Origin of the sequence: Paeniglutamicibacter psychrophenolicus (assembly GCF_017876575.1) — a bacterium.
Taxonomy (GTDB): Bacteria; Actinomycetota; Actinomycetes; order Actinomycetales; family Micrococcaceae; genus Paeniglutamicibacter; species Paeniglutamicibacter psychrophenolicus.
In genome coordinates this window covers 3,767,843-3,790,757 of record NZ_JAGIOE010000001.1, presented here as the reverse complement: position 1 = coordinate 3,790,757, position 22,915 = coordinate 3,767,843, and the positions used below count along the sequence as shown (strand labels likewise).

Sequence of the window (22,915 nt, the reverse complement as noted above, 5' to 3'; positions counted from 1 at the left end):
TCCGATGGCTTACAAGCAAATAGTCGCAGCCGCGATCCTGGATTCGCTCAGTGCCCCGAGCAAGCTGCTTGCCGCCCGGCGCACTTCCCCGCCGATGCTGGCGGGGTTGTGGGAATTTCCCGGCGGAAAGCTTGAACCGGGGGAGAACTGTGAAGCGGGGGTCCGGCGCGAACTGGCCGAGGAGCTTGGCGTTCAGGTGGTGCTGGGCAGCGAGGTGTTCGGGCCGGTTCCCGAGGGCTGGGTGCTGAACGAGAGCGCGGCGATGCGCGTGTGGTTCGCCGAGATCTCCGACGGAACCCCGGACACCCTTGAGGACCACGACCAGCTGGCCTGGGTCGACCTGGACGAGGCCGCCCTGGCGACCCTTGACTGGATCCCGGCGGACCTGCCGATCGTGCACGCGGTGCTCGCCGACACGCTGGCCGGAGCCACGCGGTGATCCTGCTGACCGGCTTCGAGCCGTTCGGGGGAGAGCACTTCAATCCGTCCTTCGCCATTGCCCGGCAGGCCGCGCGCATCTTGGGCGGGCAGGGACTTCAGGTGCGCGCCGCGGAACTTCCCTGCGTCTTTGCCACCGCACCGGCCGTGCTCGATGACCTGCTCGAGGCGCACCGGCCGAGCGTGGTGATCAGCCTGGGGCTGGCCGCAGGGCGAACGACCATGGGACTGGAAAAGGTCGCCATCAACCACATCGACGCCCGGATCGCGGACAACGCCGGGGACCAGCCCATCGACCGCCCGGTCATCATTGGTGCTCCGGCTGCCTACTTCTCCACCCTTCCGCTGAAGGCCGCGCTGCAGGCCTTGCGGGAACCGGCCCCCGGACGGGACGCCATCGAGGTGGGCATCTCGTATTCGGCCGGGAGCTTTGTCTGCAACCAGATGTTTTATTCGCTGATGCACCGCACCACCGGGGTGCCGGGCATCCATGCCGGCTTCATCCATGTTCCATGGATGGACGCCACGCACCCCGGCCTCGAAGAGATGGCCAAGGCGGTGGCCGCCGTGGCCCTATTGGCATTGGACAACGCGGCCGAACCGCTGCTCAGCGCCGGCACCGAGTACTAAACCCCGGTCCCCGGCTGCCCGACGGACAGCAATTCCCAGGTCACCTCGAGTGCCACCGAAAGATCCCGCCTGCCTGCCACCACCGGCATCGAGGACGCCGCCATGGCGACGGCCTTGGCGCGCTGCAGCGGCAGTGCCGGCTCGTGGGCCGATTCGCGCACCTTCAGCGCGGCCCCGAGCCGAGCCCCGGCCAGCAGCGACAAGTGCTCGGCCTTGGCACGGGCATCGGCGAAGGCCAACTCGCGGGCCGTTTCCAGGGCAGCCGCTGGATCGGAGACCTCCGCACGCAGGGAATGGATCCGCAGCGCGTCCCCTCCGGCCCCGACCGCGGCGGAGAGCACTCTGGACACCGCATCCACCGCCAGGTTCGTGGCCTCGATGGTGGTTTCGGCATCGTAGCCCAGCAGCACGGCTTCCTCGTTGCGCCAGCTGGTGCGCGCCGTCAGCGTGATCCCCGTGGTCGACAGCTCCGCCTCCGGGTCCGCGGATCCCACCGCGGCGATGACCGCGCCGGCGCAGACCGAGGCCAGCGCGAAGGCCTCGGCCGCCTGCACATGGTGCGAGGTGACGGACAGGGAGATGGCCATGATGTCGGGCACGGCAGGGGCGGATGCGGTTCCCGTGACGGTGATCGAGGGTGCGGTACTCATGCGGTGGTTCCTCCTGTGGATGCGGCCGGGGGCGTTTCAGGGCCCGTTCGAAGGACCCTGCGCAGCTGAGCGGCGAGCACGGGTGCTAGCTTGCGCACCGGGACCTCGCGGTAGCCGCCGGCCTGCAGGCCCGCGGCGCGTTCAAAGATGTTCCGCGAAGCCGGATCCGAGGTGCGCAACCACGAGTATCCGGCCGCCGCGAAGTACAGCGGAAGGAACGGCAGCCCCAGGCACAGGGCGTATTGGGTGCTGTGTGCTTCCTCATGTGCCAGCAGCCGTGGGTCGGGCTTCGGGCCGTGGGGCGGGGCGCGGAAGAAGACGACGTTGCCCACCGTGAAGGCCCCGGCCCGGGGCAATGCGGGGGTGTAGTTCCTGGCAAGGAGGATTCCGCGTTCACCGCGTACGACGGGGCAGCGGGCGGCAAATGCCAGCGCCATTCCGCTGATCGTGCTCAGGTTCAGCCAGTTGGCCACCTCGCGTGTGCGCACCCAGGTGTTCATGCTGCCCAAGTCTAGCCACCGACCCCGGGCCCGGGGCCCGAAGCCACCGGGCAATTCTTGGCCCAAGCACCCCAGCCACTAGAGTTGTTTGTTGAACCGGGAGCATCATTGCCGAACAATGCCCCGAATGCTGAGGAGATTTGATGAAGAAGATCGTATCCGTCATTGGTGTGATGGTGGCACTGGTGTTGAGCCTGACCGGTTGCATGAAGATGGATGTGGATCTGGTGGTTTCGAGCCCGGAGAAGGCATCGCTGAACATGGTGATGGCCTTCGACAAGAAGGTTGTCGGCGACGCCAGCGTCGGCGAGGTCCTGGCCCAGATGGGGACCACCGAGGCAGAGATCTTCAAGAACTTCCCCGAGGAAGCCACGAAGACCCCCTACGACCAGGACGGCTTCAAGGGCTACCGCTTCACGATCAATGACAAGTCCCTGACCGAGATGGGCGATCTTTCCGGCCAGCTCGGCCCGAAGGTCAACATCGAATTCCGCGGCGGCCAGTACTACTTCTCCGCCCAGGGCCTGGCAGGCGGCGACACCTCGACGCTGACCGAATCCACGATGAGCGTGACCTTCCCGGGCGAGGTCGTCAGTGCCAGCAGCGGCGCGCAGATCGACGGCAACACCGTCAGCTTCGACATGCGCAACTCCGCCGGCGCGCTGACCGCGGTGGCCAAAGCGAAGGACAACACCCCGCTGTACCTCTCGCTGGGCTTCGGCGTCCTGGCCCTGCTGGGTGCCGTCGTTGCCGTGGCCACGATGCGCCGCACCGAGGCAACCGCGCACGAGAACGCCTAACCACGCACGCGGCCGAACCCACCGATCCGGCCGTCGAACGCCAAAGGGACCAACAATCCGGAGGAAACTCCAGGATTGTTGGTCCCTTTGGGGTTTAAGGGCCCTTATGGGGTGCGGCCGGCGGGACTGTCTATTGGATCGCCGAAAGGAAATTGGCAAGGATCGGGCCGGCCGTTTGCGCGCCTCCGCTGCCGTCGCCCACGAATACCGCCACGGCCAGGTCGCCCCGGGCAGCGATGACCCAGGCGTGGGCGTTGCGCTCGGCATCGTATTCGGCGGTGCCGCTCTTGCCGATGGTCTTGGATCCGAGCTTGAGGTCCTTCAGCGTTCCGTGGTCCACGACCTGGGCCATCATGCCGGCCAGCTCCTTGGCCTCGGCCGACGTCAACGGCTTCTTGGGCTTGGGTGCAGCCTCGGGTTCGGGGCTGGTGACCAGGCGGGGGAAGACGGTGGCGGCGTTCTGGACCGAGGCGGCAACCGTTGCCATGCCCAGCGCCGAGGCCTCTACGATGCCCTGGCCGATGCCGTTGGCCGCCAGCTCGGTCCCGGTCGAGTCGTCCGGCACCGAGCCCAGGAAGGATGCGGCCCCGGTCGAGGGGCTCAGGTTCAGTCCCAGGGAGGCCGCGGCGTCGGCCAGCGCCGGGGCCTTGACCTTCGAGGCGCCTTGCAGGAAGACGGTGTTGCAGGATTGCGCCAGTGCCTCGGACAGCGGGATGCTGCCCAGCGCGCTGGAGGGGTAGCCGTCATAGTTCTTGAACGCCTTGCCGTCCACGGTCATGGTGGCGGGGCACTTGACGGTGGTCTTGGGGGTGTCCCCGGAGCGCAGCATGGCCAGCGCGGTGATGACCTTGAACGTGGAACCGGGGGCGTACTTGCCCAGCAACGCGGTGTTCTGGGCGTTGGATGCGGGGCCGGATGCCGCGGCCAGGATGGCCCCGTCGGAGGGCCGCACCGCGACCAGGGCGCTGTCGGAGGCCGAATCGGCCAGCAGCGACTCGGCCGATTTCTGCAGGTCGCGATCGAGCGTGGTTTTCAGGTCCTTGCCGTCAACCGCCTCGCGGGACACCAGGGTTGAGACCTCGCGCTTGTCCTTGTCGTAGATGTTGATGCTGTAGCCCTTGGTTCCGGCCAGCGTGTCCTGGTAGGCCTTTTGCAATCCGGAGAGCCCGACCTGTTCCCCGGCAGTGACCGCTCCCTTGGAATCGGCAACGATTTCCGCCGTTGCCTCGCCCACCGAGCCCAGGATGGCCCGGGCAAAGTTCCTGCTGGGTGCCAGCGGCAGGGAATCGGGTTGTGCCAGGACCCCGGGGATGGCGTCGAGTTGTGCATCGGTGACGGTGCGGTCCGCATCGTCGCGCAGCGTGATGGCCACGACGAAGGCCCTCGGCCCGGCGGCGGCCACGCGCTGCGCGTAGGGGGCGGCGTCGAGCTCCAGCAGTTTCGCGACCTTCTTCGCCGAGCTCTCCCACTGCGCCTCGTCGATGGATTCCTTGTTGATCCCGATGCGCAGCACCGGTCGGTCGGTCACCAGGGTTTGGTCCTTGTTGCCCAGGATCTCCCCGCGCGCCGCCGGGGTGGATGCGCGGGCCACGTATTGGCCGGCCTCGAGCCCGGGCACCGCGATGGACGGGTCGTAGCGCACCAGCCAGGTCTTGGTTTCCGCGTCGAGCTCAAGCTTCGCGCTGCTCTGGTAGGTCCAGTCGGTGTCGGAGGAATCGACGTCCCACACGTTGTTGTAGGTGGCGGTGGCGGTCTTCGGGTCAGCGGATCCCTCGTCCTCGGTGACCGATTCCAGGGTGACCTTGTGGTCGATGGACCCCAGCGGCTTCAGGGCCTCGGCCAGCTCCGCGGTGGCCGTGGCCGCGTCGGTCCCGGCCAGCGGGACGGCGCCCAGATCCAGGGACTGCAGGGAGGCGGCCAGCGACTCGGCGGTGGCGTTCGGTGACGGAGGTGCGGAGCAGGCACCCAGCGAGCCGATCATCAACAGGGCGGCGGCAGGCAGGGCAAAGGTTCGAAGAACTCGCGACATGGGTTCAACTATTGCCTAAGCACTGGACGGTGTCCACACGCGAGCAGCCCAAAGACGGCGCGCGCCGTGATTCAAGGGTGGTGCGGCCGAGCACCTAGAATAGGGGGAAAGAACCAGATACACAATCAACAGTGAAAAGGGCCGTAGAACCCCATGTCTGAACCCACGAATCCGGAAAAGGACGTCACGGACGCCCACAGCCCGGACGTCCCGCACCCCACCGACGAGGCCGGCATCAATCTTGTGGTGCAGGCGGCGCTGGCCGCCTTCGCCGCGGCAGGCAACCTGGATGGGCTCAAGGCCGCACGCCTGGCCCACACCGGGGAGAAGGCTCCGCTGTCGCTGGCCAACCGCGAAATCGGCCGCCTCGACAAGTCCGAGAAGGCCGTTGCCGGCAAGCTCATGGGTGCCTCCCGAGGCCGGGTCAACAAGGCCCTGGCCGAGCGCACCGTGGTGCTTGAGGCCGAGGACGCCGCCCGCATCCTGGTGGAGGAAACCGTTGACGTCACCGCCGCGCCGCGCCGCCGCCGCGCCGGGGCACGCCACCCGCTGTCCACGCTGCAGGACCGCGTCTCGGACATCTTCGTGGGCATGGGCTGGGAAATCGCCGAGGGCCCCGAGGTCGAATCCGAGTGGTTCAACTTCGATGCCCTGAACTTCGCCCCGGACCACCCGGCCCGCGAAATGCAGGACACCTTCTTCATCGACCCCGTCGACTCGCATCTGTTGCTGCGCACCCACACCTCACCGGTGCAGGTCCGTTCGATGCTCGAGCGCGAGGTGCCGATCTACGTGTTGTGCCCGGGACGGGTCTACCGCACCGACGAGCTTGACGCCACGCACACCCCGGTCTTCCACCAGTTCGAGGGCCTGGCCATCGACAAGAACCTGACCATGGCCGATTTGCGCGGCACCCTGGAGCACTTTGCCCGGCAGATGTTCGGCGAGGACGCCTCCATCCGCCTGCGCCCGAACTTCTTCCCGTTCACCGAGCCCTCCGCCGAGCTGGACATCTGGCACCCGGGCGCCAAGGGCGGGGCGCAATGGATCGAGTGGGGCGGCTGCGGCATGGTCAACCCCAACGTGCTGCGTGCCGCGGGCATCGACCCGGAGGAATACTCCGGGTTCGCCTTCGGCATGGGCGTGGAGCGGACCCTGATGTTCCGCAACGAGGTCCCCGACATGCACGACATGATCGAGGGCGATATCCGCTTCAGCGAGCACTTCGGGATGGAGATCTAAGACATGCGTATTCCCCTTTCATGGCTGCGCGAATACGCGCAGGTACCGGCCGATGCCTCGGCCGAAGACGTCATGGCCGAACTGGTCAAGGTGGGACTCGAGGAAGAGGACGTGCACCGTCCCACCGACGAGATCTCCGGCCCGATCGTGGTCGGCCAGGTGCTCTCCATCGTCAAGGAAGAGCAGACCAACGGCAAGACCATCAACTGGTGCCAGGTCCGCGTCGTGCCCGAGGGTGCCGAACAGACCCTGACCCACGAGGGCATCGACCCCTCCGGCGTGCAGGGCATCATCTGCGGTGCGCACAACTTCGTGGAGGGCGACAAGGTTGTTGTCACGCTTCCCGGGGCAGTACTGCCAGGTGACTTCAAGATCAGCGCCCGGCAGACCTACGGCCACCTCTCGGCAGGCATGATCGCCTCCGTGCGCGAACTTGGTATTGGCGATGACCACGACGGCATCTTGGTTCTCTCCCGCATCGGTCTCGACCCCGAACTGGGCGCCGACGCGATGGAACTGCTGGGTCTCTACGACCAGGCCGCCGAAATCAACGTCACTCCGGACCGCTCCTACGCGTTCTCGATCCGCGGCGTGGCCCGCGAATTCGCGCACGCCACCAACACGCCCTTCACGGATCCGGCGTCGCTGGTCACCGTGGATGCGGCCACCGGCCCCGGCCACCCGGTCAAGCTCAAGGACACCGCGGGCATCTACGGCAAGGACGGCTGCGACAGGTTTGTCACCCGCACCATCACCAACGTGAACCCGGCACTGCCGACCCCGCCGTGGATGGCCAGCCGCCTGAGCCTGGCCGGCATGCGCTCGATCTCCCTGGTCGTGGACATCTCCAACTACGTGATGCTCGAACTCGGCCAGCCGCTGCACTTCTACGACGCGGACAAGCTGACCGGGGCCATCACGGTGCGCCGCGCCAACGCCGGGGAAACCCTGGTGACGCTGGACGCCAAGGAACGCAAGCTGCACGTCGAGGACCTGTTGATCACCGACGAGTCCGGTGCCATCGGCATCGCCGGTGTCATGGGAGGGGCGTCCACCGAGGTGTCCGCGACGACCTCCACCGTGCTGATCGAGGCCGCGCACTTCGAACCGATCACCATCGCCCGTTCGCGCCGCCGCCACAAGCTGCCCTCCGAGGCCTCGAAGCGCTTCGAGCGCGGCGTGGACTGGAAGATCGCCGACGTGGCTGCCCAGCGCGCAGTGGACCTGCTGGTCCAGCTGGCCGGCGGCACCGCCACCACGCTGGTCACCGACGAGGGCACCGCCCCGGAACCCGTCGTGATCGAGCTGCCGGCCGGGTTCGCCTCGGCGCTGATCGGCATCGACTACACGAAAGAGCAGGTCACCTGGTCCCTGGGCGAGATCGGGGCGCAGATCGAGGAGATCGAGGGCGGCTACCGCGTCACCGCGCCGACCTGGCGCCCGGACCTGGCCACCAAGCAGGACCTGGTCGAGGAAATCGCCCGCCTGGTCGGCTACGACCTGATCCCGGCCACGCTGCCCACGGCCCCTCCGGGCCGCGGCTACTCCCGCGTGCAGTCCCAGCGCCGCCGCGTGGTGCAGTCCCTGGCCGACGCCGGGCTGACCGAGGTGTTGTCCTACCCGTTCGTCACCAAGGCGCAGAACAACACCTTCGGTGCCCCGGAGGCCGGCGAGGTTCCGGCGGTGAAGCTGAACAACCCGATGTCCAGCGAATTCGGCTTCATGCGCACCTCGATCCTGCCGGGCCTGCTGGGCATTGCCCGGCGCAACCACGGCCGCGGCTTCCGCGACCTGGCCCTGTACGAGGCCGGCCAGGTGTTCCTGCCGGGCGAAACCCTTGGCACCGCATCGGTTCCGCCGCTGGGTGTCCGTCCCTCCGATGCGGAACTGGACGCACTGTACAACGGGCTGCCGCACCAGCCCACGCACCTTGCCGCGGTGCTGACCGGGCATGATTCGCCGGTTGCGGCCACGCATGTCCCGCGTGTCTACGACTGGGCGGACGCCCTGGACGTGGCCAAGCTGGTCGGCGACGTGCTGGGCGTGGAGGTCGTGGTTTCGCAGGGTTCGCACCAGGCGTTCCACCCGGGCCGCACCGCGGCCCTGGCGCTGCGCAACGGCACGCACGTGGGCTATGCCGGCGAGCTGCACCCGAAGCTGCTGGCCGAGCTGGATTTGCCGGAGCGCACCGTGGCCATGGAAATCAACGCGGACGAGCTTTTCGAGGCCGCCGCCGACGTGATCGTGGCCAAGGAACTCTCCACCTTCCCGATCTCCACGCAGGACGTCGCGCTGGTCGTTGACTCGGCCGTGGTGGCCTCGGACGTGCTTGAGACCCTGCGCGAGGGCGCCGGCGAGCTGCTCGAGGACATTGCGCTTTTCGACGTGTACTCCGGCACCGGCATCGAGGACGGCAAGAAGTCGTTGGCCTTCGGCCTGCGCTTCCGCGCCACCGACCGCACGCTGACCGCCGACGAGGCCTCCGAGGCGCGTGCCGCCGCGGTGGCCCTGGCCGCCGAGCGGTTCGGTGCCGTGCAGCGCTAACCCAAGGGCAATACCCGATCAGGCAGGGGGTCGGCAACCTTTCACCGCTTTTGCGGTGGGGTTGCCGGCCCCCTGCTGTCATTGGTTCCGGGTTGCCGACTGCAACTTTAGGTTCCCACTGCGTTCCTTCGGCGAAGGACCGCAGTGCCGGCGTTGAACCCGACAGAGCTGTTTTCGGCAGCAGTAGAACAAAAATACATACAGGCTGGGAACCGAAATTCCGCAGTGGAGCCGGCATTGTCCGCGATGGAATTGTGAACTACAGTTGACATGTGATCGAGATTCTCAAGAGTGAGACCTTTGACCGATGGTGATCTGGCTTGAAGGATCGTCGAGCTGCCGCCCGCGTAACAGCGAGGATAGATCGCCTGGCCGCAGGAAATCCGGGTGACGTAAAACCGGTCGGGCGTGGATCTCGGAATTGCGGATTGATGTTGGCCCGGGATACCGGGTGTATTTCCTTCGGGATGGCGGTCGATTAATCCTGCTGCTCTGCGGAGGCAGCAAATCGAGCAAGCCGAGCGATATCAACGAAGCGTACAGAATCGCCGATGAATGGAAGAACAATGAGCAAATCAACTGAAGCCTTTAGCCCCTACGATGGTGCGGATTACCTCAACGATCTAGCGGACGCTGCGGCATACCTTGAAGCGGTATTGGAAGAAAACGACGACCCCGCCATGGTCGCCCACGCATTGGGCACAATTGCGCGTTCCGGCAATCTCAGCGACCTGGCACGCCGCGTCGGGATGAGCCGCGAAGGTCTGTACAAAGCGCTTTCAGTCGACGGCAACCCGAGCTTCGCCACCATTGTCAAGGTGGTCAAGGCCCTTGGTCTCAGGTTTCGCTTCGAAGCCGTTGCGTGAGATTGAGTTCCCCGGTCATGATTCGGATGATGATCGCCGCTGAGGGCAGAATCGAAGGGTGAAGCTGTCGGCGGATGCCGGGGACCGCGTGACAGGATTCGGGCGCCCCAGTAGTTTCAGGTCTTGGAGGTGTCCGGTGCACAGGCCAATGCAGATCAACCAACATATTCGTCGCGCAGGTCCTTGATGGCCTCGCGGACAACGGACTGGGCGACGAGAGTGCCGTCGGTGTACTCCAAGACTCCGGCTTTCAGGCAAGCGAGGATGGATGCGGAGATTTCCCCGAAACGGTCCGCCATGCGGTCTTGGATGTCTTCGCCGAGGCTCAGCATGCTGGTTTCCCCGTGGGCCTTGGCGGTCGTTGGTTCGGTGGCCACGTCGCCAACTACGGACATGAACCTTTCGGCCCGCCGTAGCCCTGCCAGGCCGGCCGAGGGTGTTGCATGCGCCATGGCCAGGATTCGCAGGTAGGCCGTCAGCAGGCTGCGGATGGCAGCGTGGTTTCGAGGATGGTCGTCCTGCAGCAGGGCCATGCCCGCATGCGTGGGATACGGCTCACCGACATTCTCCCCGGATCCCTCGACGCATTCTTCCTCGTCCCAGATGCTTTCGTCTTCATCGGTTTCGAAGAGATCTGCTTCGCCCATGGCGGTGAAAAGGTCCATGAGCCCTGTGAACGGAAGCGGGTAGAGGCCCGGCGCCAGCAGGACGGGGCCGGCAGGGTCCGCAACCGGAAGCGCAAGCGATCCGGTGGTGCCCGGGATGAACTTTCCGTCGACCATCCCGTCCAGGAGGTAGGCAGCCCACTGGACCAGGGATATGCCATGGCCATGCCTGGCTGGCATGTCGATCGGGCATTCGCGGGGAGTGCGCCGATGGTCAGGGCCGGGTGCGCGCATCAGGACCAGCATGTGCAGCACATCGAAGAGCTCGGCTCCCCGATGCCAGCGGCCGTTGTCTTGCAGGAAGTGCAGGTAGCCGTCCAAGCGATTCAGGGTCCGGCAGGCGGCGTCGCCGGGACTGCGACGGATGGCTTTCAGCATCAAGGCGAAGGTCTTCGGGTCGAATGCGTCGGGTGCGGTGAATGGCCCGATTTTGGTGTAGGCCTCCAGCACGTCGAGCAGACCAGTCCAGTCGTCGTGGGCCTGGTCGGGCGGGACGGTGCGGGTTCTCCAAGCTATGTAGGCAGGTTCCAGACCGTGCAGCCGTTCAAGCCCCGAGGCATGCGAAGGGTGGGTGCCGTGCCTCGGTGGCTTGGGGGATTTGCGGTGCTTGCGGCGCAATTGCTTGCTGGTCGTGGTCATGGCCGTCCTTGGGTTCGGTGGGGGAATCCCAGCATGGACCGAGCCGTGGGCCAGCGGGCCTGCCGTCCGCAGGACTGTGGACAAGAAATCGAGCCCGCCCGGTCGATCGACCTGGCACAAGCCGGCCACGCCCACGGCAAACGGGGCGAGGGCGCGTTGTTCGGCGTTTCCTCAGGCGGAACCGGCCCCGGTGGTGATCGCCCCGATCCCGGCGGCCAACAGGCCAGCGGTGAGAGAAGCCGCGCCGAGACCGATCAGCAGCGACAGCCGGTTGGGCTTCTCCGGGTTTTTCCCGAGCACCGAGAGGAAGAACCCGGCGGGCATCAGGATCGCGGCGACCGGGACACCCGAGCGGGCGATCCAGCCGACCCAGCTCGGCACGTCGAGCTGGTCGGCGAAGGCGAGGATAGTCAGGGAAAGGACCAGCAGGACCGCGGCGTGGGCGTGCCCGGCGCGGTACCAGGATTTCTGCAGGTCGTTGGCTGGTACCCCGCCGGCGGCGACGCGGACGAGGAAAGCGCCGCCCGATTCGACGGTGATGAGTGCCAGAAGCAGGATTCCGGCAAGGACCAACGTGCTCGGTTCCATGGGAGTGGTTCCTTTCGAATCCGATTGGATAGTTGTACTATCTAAGGTAGATACCTGAACTATCCAATGCAAGGGGTTTTACATGAAGATGTCCGAGCTTCTCCAGCGCTCGGGGGTGCCGCTGGCGACGGTGAAGTACTACCTGCGCGAACGGCTGCTGGCCCCGGGGGAGTCGACCGGGGCGACCACGGCAATTTACGGTGAGGATCACGTGCGCCGGCTGGCGCTGATCCGCGCGCTGACCGAGGTCGTGGGCCTGCCGTTGGCGTCAGTGCGCACCATCCTGGGGCTCATCGACGACCCGGAGCCGGACCGCTTCCGCACGCTGGGCCGCGCGATCGAGGTACTTCCTCCGGCAGTGGAAGCGGACCCCGGCGCCGACTATCCACGGGCCCGGGCCGCGCTGGCGGAGATCGGCCAGCTGTACGACCCCGGCTACGCTGCGGTGGCCCAGCTGGAACGCGGGCTCGCCGCAGCCGAGGCCGTGGGAATGCCCATGGGGACCGAACGCCTGCACGGCTACGCCCGGCACGTGATGGCGATCGCCGAGATCGATCTGGCCCAGCTGCCCGGTGACGACACGTCCCGGGCGGTTGAGTACTCCGTGCTCGGCACCGCGGTCTACGAACCGATCCTGGCCGCGATGCGCCGGCTGGCGCACCAGGACCTGGCCCACCGGATGCTCGGCACCGCAGCGGGGGAGCAACACTAGGAGCCGGTTGCCGACTGCTCGAAAATGGTCTCGACGTGCAGCGCGGAGCGCAGCGTCTGGAGCACCACGCAGTACTTTTCCGTGGTGGCGATCAGCCCTGCAACCGCCTGGGGGTCCGCGTCGGTGTCCAGCTCGAAGGCCAACCTGATGGACCGGAAGCCAACCGGGGCTTCAGGATCCACGCCCAGGGTGCCACGCACATCCAGTTCCCCCTCGGCCCGGATGGTCCCGGCCACCGCAAGCCCGCGGTTGGTTGCGACGGCAGCCAGGGTGACCCCGGCGCAGGCGACCAGGGCTTGGAGCAGCAGGTCGCCAGAGCATGCCATGGTCCCATCGCCACCGGTGGCAGGATGCAGCCCGGCGGAAACCAGCGCCTGGCCGGTCTGCACGGAGCAAGAAACCCCTTCGCCGCCCACGACACCGCTGGCGCTTAGCCTGATGGTTCCCGCCCCGGGCTGCTCACGGTAAAGCTGCTTGAGCGGTCCCTGCCTGCCGCGCAACGTTTCCCTGTCCATGCTGCTCTCCTGCTTCCGGGGTCCCGCCGTGCCCGGGGCCTGAGACAAGTGTCCACCCGGAACGATCGGGCACGCCAGAGGCAGGGAGTGCACTGGCCGGACAGGGGCCGTCCACTATGCTCGCAACCGAATTCAGTCCGTGCATCACAGTCGTCCACAAACTGGCCAATGCCAGCGGGCCGGGAATGGACTTCGATCCCGTTGCCTGCAGGGGCGGCGGCCACGGCGAAACCAGAAGGAAACACCGGGCTGGACGCGGCGGGTCGGATGGTGCTCGAGTTCTCCGGGGACCAGACAGGTTGGAACAATGCATCCTGGGGAGAGGCGCTAAACCGCCGAAACCTCTGAGCTGTCGATCCCGTATTCCCCACAGAGCTCGGCAATGACGGCGCGGGTCAGTGGTGCGATGGACAGCTCGCCATGGTGCAATCCGAGCAGGCCGGAAGGCAACAGTGCCTCGGCGAAAAAGTCGTGGTCATGGGCATTCCGACTGGTCAGGTTTCTCAGGTTGACGGTTGCCGGGAACAGGAAACTGCTCTCAAAGCCCGACGGTGAATCCTCGATGGTGCTGGCCCGCGATGCCAGCTCATAAAGAAAGTCGGTCGCTTCGGCGTACGAGGGTTCGCTGGAATGGAAGCTGGTGATCGACCACATCAACACGAGCAGATACGCTTTCAAGACCCGCCGCTCCAAGGTGGTGTCCGTCTGGTCGTATTCACTCGCGGTTTGCCGCAGGAGCGCGGTGGGGCCCGGCTCGTGTCCTGGCAAGGGATGCAAGCCCGCAAGGTCGAGAGCATGGAGAAGCTCGATAATTTCCTGGAACCGCAGCGGTGGCAATCCGGGGATCAAGGCAAGGGATGAACGATGCCAGGAACGGATCAACGCGATCTCGCTGAATGGTTCAATGGTGGCCCTGCCTTCATGGGACGAGAGCAGGAATCGGGCCCACTGCAGGATGGCAAGCATGGGCTCGGCCATTGTCGGCTCCATGGCGCTAAAGTCGGCGCACAACTTACGCGGGCCGGGTCGAGAGACCCGGATATTTGTCAGCGCATGGACGGTGGCGAATTCGTCCTTGGGCCCCTGCCATAGACCTTCGTCCTGCAGGAAGTGCAGATAGCGATCCAATACATCCAGCAATTCCGCCGATGCACCCGGAGATCCCTTCAAAACCAGCTCGACAAGAGTGCCGAATCCCTCGGGGTTCAACGAGTCAATCGTTGGGAACTCGTTTCGACGTGCGTAAGCGCGGAGCAAGTCCTTCTGATGCTCGAGATCTTCGTTGGCATTGCCTCGTGCGAGGATGCGCGAGTGCCACGCGCGGTAGCGCGGCCCAAGCGTGGCGTGGGCGGCAAGCCCTTCCGAGCCGTCCGTTTGATGCCCGGTCTGCCGTGGCCGAACAGGGATGGTCGCCTCTGCCTGTTGGCCGTGAACCGCGGGCATTGGCGGTGTCCCGGTGCGGGACCGTGGGCGGTGTTCAGGGCGGTGCTTCTTGTGCTTGGTCGACATTGTGGGTCCTTGGGGTTGTTGAGGGGCTGATGCCTCCAGCATGACGCCGCGTCAAGGACCACGGGGCTGATATTTGCAATCTGTGGATAACTGCGGGTGGACGACGACCCGGTTCCGGTGCGGCCGCCGGCCCGCCGGAACCGGTTTCCCCGGCGAAGCCCGGTCCGCCAAGATGCCTGGGGATGCCGGGAACCGCGCGTTTCCCGGTTTGGGGGACCAGGCACGGGCAGCCTCCGGTGGCTGCCCGGGCCGGGAACCGGCACAGGCTCTTGCAAAAAAGCGTGGGGGCGCCCGCCTCACCGGCGAACGCCCCCACGCAGGGTCTTGAGTGGCGAAACGGGTCAGCCCTTGACCGAACCGCTCATCAGCCCGCCGACAAAGTACTTGCCCAGCAGGATGTAGACGAGAAGCGTCGGCACCGAGGCGATCAGCGCGCCGGCCATGGAGGCCCCCGTAGTCGGTGAGCTGGCCGCCGGCCAGGAAACTCAGCGCGATGGTCACCGGCCCGTTGCGTCCCGAGGAGAAGAACGCGGCGAACAGGTAGTCGTTCCAGGCGGAGGTGAACTGCCAGATCAGCACGACCACGAATCCCGGGGCGGAGACCGGGAAGATCACCGAGGCATAGGTGCGCAGGATCCCGGCGCCGTCCATGCGGGCGGCCTCGATGAGCTCGGAGGGCACCGACTCGTAGTAGTTGCGGAAGATCAGCGTACAGATCGGCAGCCCGTAGACGATGTGCAGCAGCATCAGCGACGGAACGCCCTGGGGCACCCCGAGGTTGCTCATCAGCTGGGTCAGCGGGATCATGACCGCCTGGTAGGGGATGAACATGCCAAAGAGGATCAGCGTGAACACCACGTTGGCGCCCGGGAAGCGCCACTTGGACAGCACGTAGCCGTTGATCGAGCCCAGCGTGGCGGAAATGATGGCCGCGGGGACCACCAGGGCATAGGTGCGCCCCAGGGCCGGGGCCAGCGTGGTCCAGGCCTTGGCCCAGCCGCCGGTTTCCCAGGTGGTCGGCAAGAACCAGGCCCGCGAGGGGTCGGCGTCGGCGCTGCCCTTGAAGCTGGTGATGAACAGGACGTAGGCGGGGATCAGCACGATCACCACGAAGAGCATCAGCAGCGCGTACTTCAGGGTGCGGTTGATCCGGCGGCGGCCCGGGTTCGGGGCGCCCAGGGCCGTCTTGGCGGCCGGTGCCGCGGTTCGGTCAAGGATCGAGGTGGCCATTAGCGCTTCTCCGCTCGCGAAGTGTTGGAACTAGTTCGCTGGTTCCATGGAAAAAGGTCCATGACCAGGGGTCTTCTCGGGGCAAGTATTGCCATGCACCTCCCAGGGAATGCCGGTGGGGGCAGGCCCGGATGCCGGGCCGTGCGGAACCGGCCCGCGCCGAGGCGGACCGAAGGCGCCGGGGAAGCCTCCCGATACACTGTCGTGCACGTGGCGCAGTCCCGGACAGCGTTGCGGATCCCGACCGGCACACGACGAGCGAACCCTCGGCAGGGGCCATGCCCCGGGCGGCGTGGTTTCCCGGGGCCACCGTGATCCACAGCCCGCCCGCGGCGAGCCCAACGTGTCGGTGCCCACACCTAGAGTGAATGCATGGAAACAGATGGAATCGCGCAACGACATCACGTCGTACCAGAGGTTCGGTGGCACCCACCCGATGGCACCCCGCACCCCACCGCCGGAACCCAAGCGGTGAATGGCAGCACCGAACCATCCTGCACCCCTGTGGTGCAAGGTGTGACCTGCGACGTGGCACCCTAGGTCCTGGAATGATCACCGCCCACCGCCACCGGCTGGCCGCCAACACCGGCAAGGAACAAGCCCTCATGGACCTGTTCCCCGCCTTCCGCGACACCCTGGCCAACCTGTCCTCGATGACCGTGAAAGAGCTGCAGGGCGGGCGTCCCCTGGCCAAGTGGCGGATCCTCACCGACCTGCCCTTCGACACCCGGCTGTCTGCCCGGCAGGTCAAGTCCGCGTACAACCAGGTCCACGCGGCCCACGCCTCCTGGCTGGCCCTGCTCGAGACCGCCGTCCGCGAGGCGATCACCGCCTCCACCCTGACCGGAATCCGCCGCACCACCTTGCACCGCATCAATTCGCGCCACGCCTGGTGGGCCACCGACCTAACCCTGCCCTGGAGGCAAACCCCCGGCGGGGAACTCATTCATGCCACCCACACCTACGCCGAAAAGCATCCCGAGAAGTGCGTGTGGGTGCCGGTGGACCCGGCCGACCTGAGGCTCGCCCGCCACCTGGCCAAGCACACCAGCGCGCGGAAGGTGCGACGGCCTGACCTGTCCCGGGTGCGGACCCTGGTCCTGGATTCGACCATCGCCAGGCCCGAACGCCCCACCGGGGCCACGGAATATTCCTGGTGGGTGACGGTCGCCACCCTCGTCCGCGGCAAGCCGGTGCGCATCCCGCTGAAAAACAACACCTACTTCGAGAACCTGGCGGCCCAACCCGGGGCCAAGGTGGCCGGGGTCATCCAGCTCCACCTGGAAACCACGGGGGCCGGGCAACCCGCCGGCGCGGCGATCTCCCTGCTGCTGAACACCCCCGACGCACTCCAGCGAGAAACCGGCACCGTGGTGGGCCTGGACTTCGGGATGGCCAACGCCCTGTTTGCCACCAGCGACGGACGGCTCCTGGGCCAGCGCATGCTCCGCACCCTCAAATCCTGGGACCAGCGGCTCACCGAGATCGCCGCCGAACACCAATCCCGCGGACTCAGGCTCCGTGACAACCCCGAATACCGGGCCCTGAACAAGCGCATCAAGGATTTTGTCACCAACGAGATCGGGCGGGTGCTGAACATCCTCGCCCGCGAGAACGGCGAGGACCGGATCCGGGAGCTGGTGGTGGAGAGGCTGGATTTCCGCGGACACGGCATGTCCCGGGCCATGAACCGGCTGCTCACCCGCACCGGACGCGCCTGCGTCAAGGCCCGGCTGGCCGCACTGGGGCCCAAGCACGGCATCACCGTTACCGAAGTTGGATCCGCCTACACCAGCCAGGAATGCTCCGGCTGCGGGTACACCGCCAAAGCCAACCGCAGGGGCAGGCACTTCGGGTGCCGGTTCTGCGGGAAGAAGCTCCACTGCGACATCAACGCCGCTCGTGCCATCCGGGGACGACGTTCGATCCCCCTGACGGATCACCACAGCGCGTTGCAGCGGAGAACCACCCTCCAACGGCTCGATCAACGGCACCGGCAGCGCTGGGGCCCGGGACCGGCCGCTGGAGCGGACCCGGGCCTTGCAGGGGCCCGGGCGGCCGGACAGCCTAGCTGTTTGGCCGGCAAGAGCACGGGGTTCCACGGAATTCCATGCAATTACGTACTGTACATGAGGTAGGGAGTCACTGCCGGTGCCTACGTGGGGGTTTCTTTCTGAGGCAACGTATCAACTTCCCGGAGGTATCGACATGACGCAACAGGGCACCCAGCGACGTCCCCGATTCCGGATGAATGGCAAGGATTCCTGAGGTGACGCTGGTATTTTGCCGCCCTAATAGGCCGGTGCTCCCTCTCGTGACGGGGCATGAAGCTGGTGTGGGCCTCAGCAGTGGCAGCTCGATCCGAATTCCAAGCCAAGCAAAAAAGAGAGGGCCACCAGCGGGGGAGCGTCGCTCTCCGACTGATATGTAAGAAGGTTTGTCAAGTGACAGAGGTGGGCGGCTCCCGGGACATTGGCTTCCGGGAGCCGCCTTTCCCATGCCCCGGCGGTGGCGTCGGGCCCGGTTCGGCAGGTCATGGTCGACGGCATGGTCAGACTGACAAACGCGGGTTGGGTACCGCATGACAAGGAATTCGAGTGGAGCGTGACGTCGTCTAGGATCGGGCGTCGGCTTGGGGGCCTGCCCATAGTCGGTTCTCGTGTTGGCTCCGCATGTTGCCTCGTCCGGGTGCGCGCGCCGGGGCACGTCTTGGGGTCACCGTCCTGCCATGGGGCGGCCTTCCTGCAGGGGTGCGGCCAGGGACCAGCACCAGCCGGCAAGTTCGCGGGCGATGGCGGTCCTGGCCTTCGCCGGCATCTTGTGGCGTTCCTCGAGGGCCGCGGCGCGGGCATGGAGCCGTTGGTTGCCCTGCCGGGCGCGGGCGGCGGTGGCCGGGGACACCAGCTCGAGCTGGCGCAGCTCCAGGATCCCGGGCCTGCGGTACGGGCGCTTGTGCACGGTTGCGGCCTCGATCAGCAGGAGGCGGGCGTAGGCGTTTCCGGCCTTGGTGATGCGCCCCTGGGTGCGGGTCTCGCCCGAGGAATGCTCCGAGGGAACCAGGCCCAGATAGGAGCCGATGGTGGCCCCGTTGAAGCGGGTCCAGTCCCCGATCTCGGTGGCCAGCCCGAAGGCACCCACGGTGCTGATGCCGCGCAGGCACGCCAGGGCATTGATGATCTCGGTGTAGCGGCAGTCCGCGGCGACGCGGGCCACCTCCTTGTCGATCCGCTTCAGCCGCACGGACATGGACTCCTCCTGCGCCAGGGATTCCTGGAAGGCGAACTCGAGCGCCGGGTCCTCGAAGTGCTGCTGGTGCAGCCACCTCAGGTGTTCCCGGGTCCAGCGGGACTTGCCGCCTTGGAAGAGGATGCCGTGGCGCAGCAGGATCGCATTGACCCGCTGCTTGGCATGCGCATTGTCGGCCGAGGCGACATGCCGGGCGCGGGAGAGGTCCCGCAGGGCCTCCTGCCCGGGGTCCGGGATCGTGACCTCGGTGACCTCGCCCAGCGCCAGCATGGTCGCCAAAATTTTGGCGTCGCGCCGATCCGTCTTGATTTTGTCTCCGGGGGCCCGCAGCAGTTTCGAGGGTGCGGCGATCACGCAGTCGATGCCGGCAGCCCGGAAGTGCCGGGCCAGCCCGAAGCCGGTGGGACCGGCCTCGTAGACGACCCGGACCCCGGGGCCGAATCCCCGTACCCATTCCGCGGTGCCCAGCAGGTCGTCCTCGAAACGTGAACGGGTCAATTCGCCGGTGTCGATGTTCAGGGCGCATCCCACGATGCTGCGGGCATGGACATCGAGCCCGATATAGGTACGCTCGGACATAGCCGGGACCTCCAACCTTCAATGTGGCACTACCATTCCACAGCGGTTTGGCTGCAAGGCCAAGACCCGAACGCATGGCAAACCACGAAAGCTTGAAGCGGAGGTTTCGGCCTCACTTACATATTGTCTAGTGGCCCGCAGGCATGCGTAGCCCGCTCGCGGTTACGGTACCAAGATGACCTTGCCCGTGGTGGCACGGGATTCCAGGGCCGTGTGCGCGGCACCGGCCTCGGCCAGCGGGAAGCGGGCGCCGATCCTGACGTTGAGCTTGCCGTCGGCGACCAGGCCGAAGATCTCGCCCGAGCGCCAGCGGCGCTCCTCGGCATCCAGCAGGAAGTCGCCGATCTTGGGCCGGGTCACGGTGAGCGAGCCGTGTGCATTCAGGCGTTGCAGGTCAAAGGGCGGGACCTGGCCCGACGCGCCGCCGAAGAGCACCAGGGTGCCGCGGATTTTCAGGGATTCGAGGGACCCGTCGAAGGTGTCCTTGCCGATTCCGTCATACACGACATCCACGCCGCCGCCACCGGTGATTTCGCGGACTCGCGCCGGGACCTCGTCGTAGCCCAGGACATGGTCGGCACCGGCGCCGCGCGCCAGTTCCGCCTTTTCCGGGGTCGAGGTGGTTGTGATGACGGTGGCCCCGCGCAGCTTGAGCAACTGGATCAGCAGCAGGCCCACCCCGCCGGCCCCGGCATAGGTCAGCACGGTGTCCCCGGGCTGGACGTTGTAGCTCGAATTGACGAGGTAGTGGGCGGTGATGCCCTGCAGCGGAAGCGCGCCGGCAACGTCCAGCGGGACGTTTGCGGGAACCGGCAAGGCCTTCTCGGCATCCAGCAGCGTGTAGTTGGCGTACGCCTTGGACCCCTCGGTGGTGGCCACCTGGTCACCGACGGCAAAGCCGGTGACCCCGTCGCCGATGGCCTCGACGGTGCCCGCGTATTCGCTGCCCGGGATGAAGGGGTACTTGACCTTGTAAACTCCCGATCGCTGGTAGGTTTCGATGAAGTTCACGCCCACGGCGGCGACCTTTACCAGCAGCTGCCCGGCACGCGGAGAGAGGGTTTCCGAGGAAACATAGTCGAATACTTCGGGACCGCCGGCCTGACGGGCGATAATTGCATGGGGACTCACGTGCGCAACTCCTTGGTCGGCTCTTTGTTTTGACACAACCATAGCGTTCGACCTCGAAACCTCCGGGCCAGGTGGCGGGGATGTTGCGAGATGGGACACCCCAGTGTGAATATTTATTAGTAATCATGCATAAATGCGTAGTAGGGTTGGTTTATGACGATTTCAGTAGCTGTATCCGGAGCCAGTGGGTATGCCGGCGGCGAGGTCTTGCGCTTGCTGTCCAATCACCCGGACGTAACCATCGGGGCCATCACCGCCCACTCGAATGCCGGGCAGCGACTGGGCGAACTTGCCCCGCACCTGCATTCCCTGGCCGACCGCATCCTGGTGGAAACCACCGTAGAGCAATTGAGCGGACACGACGTCGTGTTCCTGGCCCTGCCGCACGGGCACAGCGCCGAAATCGCCTCCCGGCTCCCGGCCGAGACCCTGGTCATCGACGCCGGGGCGGACCACCGCCTCGAATCGCCCGAGGCCTGGGAAAAGTTCTACGGTTCGACACACGCCGGAACCTGGCCCTACGGACTGCCCGAGCTGCCCGGGGCCCGCGCCAAGCTCGTGGGCGCCAAGCGCATCGCGGTGCCAGGCTGCTACCCGACCTCGGTCCAGCTGGCCCTCGTGCCGGGCTTCGCCGCGAACCTGCTCGAGCCCGACGACGTCGTGGTGGTCTCCGCCTCCGGAACCTCCGGCGCCGGCAAGAGCGCCAAGGTCAACCTGATCGGCGCCGAGGTCATGGGATCGATGAATCCCTATGGCGTTGGCGGCTCCCACCGCCACACCCCGGAGATGGAACAGGGCCTGTCCAACGCGGCAGGGGTCCCGGTGACGGTCTCCTTCACCCCGACCCTTGCGCCGATGCCGCGCGGCATCCTCACCACCGCCACCGCCAAGGTCAAGCCCGGCGTGGACGAGGCAACGCTGCGCGCCGCCTGGGTCGCGGCCTACAAGGACGAGCCGTTCGTGCACGTGCTGCCCGAGGGCCAATGGCCCGCGACCTCCTCGGTCATGGGCTCGAACCACGCCCAGATCCAGTTGGCCTTCGACCCGCACGCGGGCCGCGTGATCGTCTCCACCGTCATCGACAACCTGACCAAGGGCACCGCCGGCGGCGCCGTCCAATCCATGAACATCGCCCTGGGCCTGAACGAAACCGCCGGCCTGGCACTTGAAGGAGTAGCACCGTGAGCACCGCACCCATGGGAATCACCACCCCGGCAGGCTTCGACGCCTCGGGCATCACCGCCGGGCTCAAGGCCTCCGGAAACCCGGACCTGGCGCTGGTGCGCAACAACGGCCCGCGCTTCGACGCCGCGGCCGTGTTCACCTCCAACCGCGTGGCAGCCGCCCCGGTGTACTGGTCCCGCCAGGTCATCAGCGACGGACGCGCCGACGCCGTGGTGCTGAACTCCGGCGGCGCCAACGCCTGCACCGGCCCCGAGGGCTTCGCCAACACCCACGCCACCGCCGAGCACGTCGCCACGGTGCTGGGCGTTTCCAGCGGTGACGTGCTGGTGTGCTCCACCGGGCTGATCGGCGAGCAGCTGCCGATGGACAAGATCATCCCCGGCGTCGGCGCCGCGGCCGCCGCACTGGGCACCGGCAACGAGTTCGACGGCGGCTCCGCCGCGGCCACCGCCATCATGACCACCGACACCGTGTCCAAGCAAGCCGGATTCACCGGCACCGGCTACTCGATCGGTGCCATGGCCAAGGGCGCCGGCATGCTCGCCCCCGGGCTGGCCACCATGCTCGTGGTCATCACCACCGACGCCGTGCTGGATCCCGCCCAGCTGGACGCCGCGCTGCGCGAAGCCACCCGGGTGAGCTTCGACCGCGCCGATTCCGATGGCTGCATGTCCACCAACGACACCGTCATCCTGATGTCCTCCGGCGCGTCGGGCACGGTCCCGGACCTCGTGGAGTTCTCCGCCGGGCTCGCCGCAACCTGCGTGGAGCTGGCCAAGACGCTGATCTCCGACGCCGAGGGCGCCGCCCACGAGATCACCATCCGCACCTTCAACGCGGCCACCGAGGACGAGGCCGTGGAGGTCTCGCGCACCGTGGCGCGCTCCAACCTGTTCAAGACCGCGATCTTCGGCCAAGACCCCAACTGGGGACGGGTGCTCTCCGCGGTCGGGACCACCCAGGCGGCCTTCGAAGCCGACGAGCTGAATGTGTCCATCAACGGCGTGCAGGTCTGCCGCAACGGTGGTGTGGGCGACGACAGGAACCTGGTGGACCTCAGCGGCCGCCAGGTGCTCGTGGAAATCGACCTTAACGCCGGGATGGCCGAGGCCAGCCTGTGGACCAACGACCTGACCCACGACTACGTCCACGAGAACTCCGCCTACAGCAGCTAGATGGCGCTTTTCGCCCCCTCGGCGGGCAACGGATCCAATCTC

At 66.6% G+C, this 22,915-nt stretch carries 20 protein-coding genes and 1 pseudogene; 11 read left to right on the top strand and 10 right to left on the bottom strand.

Going from position 1 to position 22,915, the window contains the following annotated elements; all coding sequences use genetic code 11:
* The first annotated feature begins 4 nt into the window (after positions 1–4).
* Both JOF46_RS17170 and JOF46_RS17165 read left to right on the top strand, forming a co-directional pair.
* Complete coding sequence (locus JOF46_RS17170; RefSeq protein WP_209909277.1) at positions 5–439, top strand: (deoxy)nucleoside triphosphate pyrophosphohydrolase; 435 nt, start codon at positions 5–7, stop codon at positions 437–439.
* On the top strand, positions 436–1,068 hold the full coding sequence (locus tag JOF46_RS17165) for a pyroglutamyl-peptidase I (protein ID WP_209909274.1): 633 nt from the start codon (positions 436–438) through the stop codon (positions 1,066–1,068). Before JOF46_RS17170 ends, JOF46_RS17165 begins: the two co-directional genes overlap by 4 nt.
* On the opposite strand, the gene JOF46_RS17160 is transcribed toward JOF46_RS17165, so the two are convergent.
* Both JOF46_RS17160 and JOF46_RS17155 read right to left on the bottom strand, forming a co-directional pair.
* Entirely contained in the window at positions 1,065–1,718 is a 654-nt protein-coding gene (locus JOF46_RS17160) for an SIMPL domain-containing protein (RefSeq protein ID WP_209909271.1), read from the bottom strand. The genes JOF46_RS17165 and JOF46_RS17160 overlap by 4 nt on opposite strands.
* Positions 1,715–2,218 carry an eCIS core domain-containing protein gene (locus JOF46_RS17155; protein ID WP_209909268.1) on the bottom strand — a complete coding sequence of 168 codons (504 nt, stop codon included), beginning with the start codon at positions 2,216–2,218 and terminating at the stop codon, positions 1,715–1,717. The genes JOF46_RS17160 and JOF46_RS17155 overlap by 4 nt, the downstream gene beginning before the upstream one ends.
* Positions 2,219–2,361: 143 nt before the next feature.
* Between JOF46_RS17155 and JOF46_RS17150 the strand changes: the two genes are divergently transcribed.
* Positions 2,362–3,018 carry an LppM family (lipo)protein gene (locus JOF46_RS17150; protein WP_209909266.1) on the top strand — a complete coding sequence of 219 codons (657 nt, stop codon included), beginning with the start codon at positions 2,362–2,364 and terminating at the stop codon, positions 3,016–3,018.
* A 130-nt stretch (positions 3,019–3,148) separates the two neighbouring features.
* Here JOF46_RS17150 and JOF46_RS17145 read toward each other — a convergent pair whose 3' ends face one another.
* A complete protein-coding gene (locus tag JOF46_RS17145; RefSeq protein WP_209909263.1) occupies positions 3,149–5,047 on the bottom strand; it encodes a penicillin-binding transpeptidase domain-containing protein in 1,899 nt (632 codons plus the stop codon).
* A gap of 153 nt (positions 5,048–5,200) precedes the next feature.
* Between JOF46_RS17145 and pheS the strand changes: the two genes are divergently transcribed.
* The 4 genes from pheS to JOF46_RS17125 all read left to right on the top strand — a co-directional run bounded on the left by pheS (position 5,201) and on the right by JOF46_RS17125 (position 9,699).
* A complete protein-coding gene (gene pheS, locus JOF46_RS17140) occupies positions 5,201–6,289 on the top strand; it encodes a phenylalanine--tRNA ligase subunit alpha (RefSeq protein ID WP_209909260.1) in 1,089 nt (362 codons plus the stop codon).
* A 3-nt stretch (positions 6,290–6,292) separates the two neighbouring features.
* A complete protein-coding gene (gene pheT, locus JOF46_RS17135) occupies positions 6,293–8,833 on the top strand; it encodes a phenylalanine--tRNA ligase subunit beta (protein ID WP_209909257.1) in 2,541 nt (846 codons plus the stop codon).
* A gap of 451 nt (positions 8,834–9,284) precedes the next feature.
* A complete protein-coding gene (locus JOF46_RS22340; RefSeq protein WP_342592557.1) occupies positions 9,285–9,416 on the top strand; it encodes a hypothetical protein in 132 nt (43 codons plus the stop codon).
* The gene (locus JOF46_RS17125; RefSeq protein WP_209909254.1) at positions 9,400–9,699 is read left to right on the top strand and encodes an addiction module antidote protein; all 300 of its coding nucleotides are present in this window, start codon (positions 9,400–9,402) and stop codon (positions 9,697–9,699) included. The genes JOF46_RS22340 and JOF46_RS17125 overlap by 17 nt, the downstream gene beginning before the upstream one ends.
* Before the next feature lie 155 nt (positions 9,700–9,854).
* On the opposite strand, the gene JOF46_RS17120 is transcribed toward JOF46_RS17125, so the two are convergent.
* Together JOF46_RS17120 and JOF46_RS17115 are read right to left on the bottom strand one after the other, a co-directional pair.
* The gene (locus JOF46_RS17120; RefSeq protein WP_209909251.1) at positions 9,855–11,003 is read right to left on the bottom strand and encodes a hypothetical protein; all 1,149 of its coding nucleotides are present in this window, start codon (positions 11,001–11,003) and stop codon (positions 9,855–9,857) included.
* A 171-nt stretch (positions 11,004–11,174) separates the two neighbouring features.
* The gene (locus tag JOF46_RS17115) at positions 11,175–11,591 is read right to left on the bottom strand and encodes a hypothetical protein (RefSeq protein ID WP_209909248.1); all 417 of its coding nucleotides are present in this window, start codon (positions 11,589–11,591) and stop codon (positions 11,175–11,177) included.
* An 82-nt stretch (positions 11,592–11,673) separates the two neighbouring features.
* Between JOF46_RS17115 and JOF46_RS17110 the strand changes: the two genes are divergently transcribed.
* Entirely contained in the window at positions 11,674–12,303 is a 630-nt protein-coding gene (locus tag JOF46_RS17110) for a MerR family transcriptional regulator (protein WP_209909245.1), read from the top strand.
* Here the strand turns inward: JOF46_RS17110 and JOF46_RS17105 are convergent.
* The 3 genes and pseudogenes from JOF46_RS17105 to JOF46_RS17095 all read right to left on the bottom strand — a co-directional run bounded on the left by JOF46_RS17105 (position 12,300) and on the right by JOF46_RS17095 (position 15,557).
* Positions 12,300–12,818: an OsmC family protein gene (locus tag JOF46_RS17105; RefSeq protein ID WP_209909243.1), complete on the bottom strand. Its 519-nt coding sequence runs from the start codon at positions 12,816–12,818 to the stop codon at positions 12,300–12,302. The genes JOF46_RS17110 and JOF46_RS17105 overlap by 4 nt on opposite strands.
* Before the next feature lie 327 nt (positions 12,819–13,145).
* A complete protein-coding gene (locus JOF46_RS17100) occupies positions 13,146–14,327 on the bottom strand; it encodes a hypothetical protein (protein ID WP_209909240.1) in 1,182 nt (393 codons plus the stop codon).
* 341 nt (positions 14,328–14,668) lie between these two features.
* Positions 14,669–15,557: pseudogene (locus JOF46_RS17095) on the bottom strand (carbohydrate ABC transporter permease).
* 548 nt (positions 15,558–16,105) lie between these two features.
* Here JOF46_RS17095 and JOF46_RS17090 point away from each other — a divergent pair.
* Entirely contained in the window at positions 16,106–17,695 is a 1,590-nt protein-coding gene (locus JOF46_RS17090; RefSeq protein ID WP_209909238.1) for a zinc ribbon domain-containing protein, read from the top strand.
* Between the two features lie 577 nt (positions 17,696–18,272).
* On the opposite strand, the gene JOF46_RS17085 is transcribed toward JOF46_RS17090, so the two are convergent.
* Positions 18,273–19,382 carry an IS110 family RNA-guided transposase gene (locus JOF46_RS17085; protein ID WP_209908689.1) on the bottom strand — a complete coding sequence of 370 codons (1,110 nt, stop codon included), beginning with the start codon at positions 19,380–19,382 and terminating at the stop codon, positions 18,273–18,275.
* A 162-nt stretch (positions 19,383–19,544) separates the two neighbouring features.
* A complete protein-coding gene (locus JOF46_RS17080) occupies positions 19,545–20,555 on the bottom strand; it encodes a quinone oxidoreductase family protein (protein WP_209909210.1) in 1,011 nt (336 codons plus the stop codon).
* Between the two features lie 111 nt (positions 20,556–20,666).
* On the opposite strand from JOF46_RS17080, the gene argC reads away from it, so the two are divergent.
* Both argC and argJ read left to right on the top strand, forming a co-directional pair.
* Complete coding sequence (gene argC, locus JOF46_RS17075) at positions 20,667–21,698, top strand: N-acetyl-gamma-glutamyl-phosphate reductase (RefSeq protein WP_209909207.1); 1,032 nt, start codon at positions 20,667–20,669, stop codon at positions 21,696–21,698.
* Positions 21,699–21,709: 11 nt separating this feature from the next.
* Positions 21,710–22,873, top strand: a complete 1,164-nt coding sequence (gene argJ / locus JOF46_RS17070) for a bifunctional glutamate N-acetyltransferase/amino-acid acetyltransferase ArgJ (RefSeq protein WP_209911995.1) — start codon at positions 21,710–21,712, stop codon at positions 22,871–22,873.
* Positions 22,874–22,915: the final 42 nt, after the last annotated feature.

What these genes read in the sequence shown, in the direction of transcription:
- JOF46_RS17105 (WP_209909243.1), bottom strand. Translation starts at nt 12,818, where the DNA reads ATGGACAGGGAAACGTTGCGCGGCAGGCAGGGACCGCTCAAGCAGCTT.
- pheT (WP_209909257.1), top strand. Translation starts at nt 6,293, where the DNA reads ATGCGTATTCCCCTTTCATGGCTGCGCGAATACGCGCAGGTACCGGCC.
- JOF46_RS17085 (WP_209908689.1), bottom strand. Translation starts at nt 19,382, where the DNA reads ATGTCCGAGCGTACCTATATCGGGCTCGATGTCCATGCCCGCAGCATC.
- argJ (WP_209911995.1), top strand. Translation starts at nt 21,710, where the DNA reads ATGGGAATCACCACCCCGGCAGGCTTCGACGCCTCGGGCATCACCGCC.
- JOF46_RS17090 (WP_209909238.1), top strand. Translation starts at nt 16,106, where the DNA reads ATGATCACCGCCCACCGCCACCGGCTGGCCGCCAACACCGGCAAGGAA.
- JOF46_RS17170 (WP_209909277.1), top strand. Translation starts at nt 5, where the DNA reads ATGGCTTACAAGCAAATAGTCGCAGCCGCGATCCTGGATTCGCTCAGT.
- JOF46_RS17145 (WP_209909263.1), bottom strand. Translation starts at nt 5,047, where the DNA reads ATGTCGCGAGTTCTTCGAACCTTTGCCCTGCCTGCCGCCGCCCTGTTG.
- JOF46_RS17120 (WP_209909251.1), bottom strand. Translation starts at nt 11,003, where the DNA reads ATGACCACGACCAGCAAGCAATTGCGCCGCAAGCACCGCAAATCCCCC.
- JOF46_RS17155 (WP_209909268.1), bottom strand. Translation starts at nt 2,218, where the DNA reads ATGAACACCTGGGTGCGCACACGCGAGGTGGCCAACTGGCTGAACCTG.
- JOF46_RS17110 (WP_209909245.1), top strand. Translation starts at nt 11,674, where the DNA reads ATGAAGATGTCCGAGCTTCTCCAGCGCTCGGGGGTGCCGCTGGCGACG.
- JOF46_RS17080 (WP_209909210.1), bottom strand. Translation starts at nt 20,555, where the DNA reads ATGGTTGTGTCAAAACAAAGAGCCGACCAAGGAGTTGCGCACGTGAGT.
- JOF46_RS17160 (WP_209909271.1), bottom strand. Translation starts at nt 1,718, where the DNA reads ATGAGTACCGCACCCTCGATCACCGTCACGGGAACCGCATCCGCCCCT.
- argC (WP_209909207.1), top strand. Translation starts at nt 20,667, where the DNA reads ATGACGATTTCAGTAGCTGTATCCGGAGCCAGTGGGTATGCCGGCGGC.
- JOF46_RS17115 (WP_209909248.1), bottom strand. Translation starts at nt 11,591, where the DNA reads ATGGAACCGAGCACGTTGGTCCTTGCCGGAATCCTGCTTCTGGCACTC.
- pheS (WP_209909260.1), top strand. Translation starts at nt 5,201, where the DNA reads ATGTCTGAACCCACGAATCCGGAAAAGGACGTCACGGACGCCCACAGC.
- JOF46_RS17100 (WP_209909240.1), bottom strand. Translation starts at nt 14,327, where the DNA reads ATGTCGACCAAGCACAAGAAGCACCGCCCTGAACACCGCCCACGGTCC.
- JOF46_RS17150 (WP_209909266.1), top strand. Translation starts at nt 2,362, where the DNA reads ATGAAGAAGATCGTATCCGTCATTGGTGTGATGGTGGCACTGGTGTTG.
- JOF46_RS17125 (WP_209909254.1), top strand. Translation starts at nt 9,400, where the DNA reads ATGAGCAAATCAACTGAAGCCTTTAGCCCCTACGATGGTGCGGATTAC.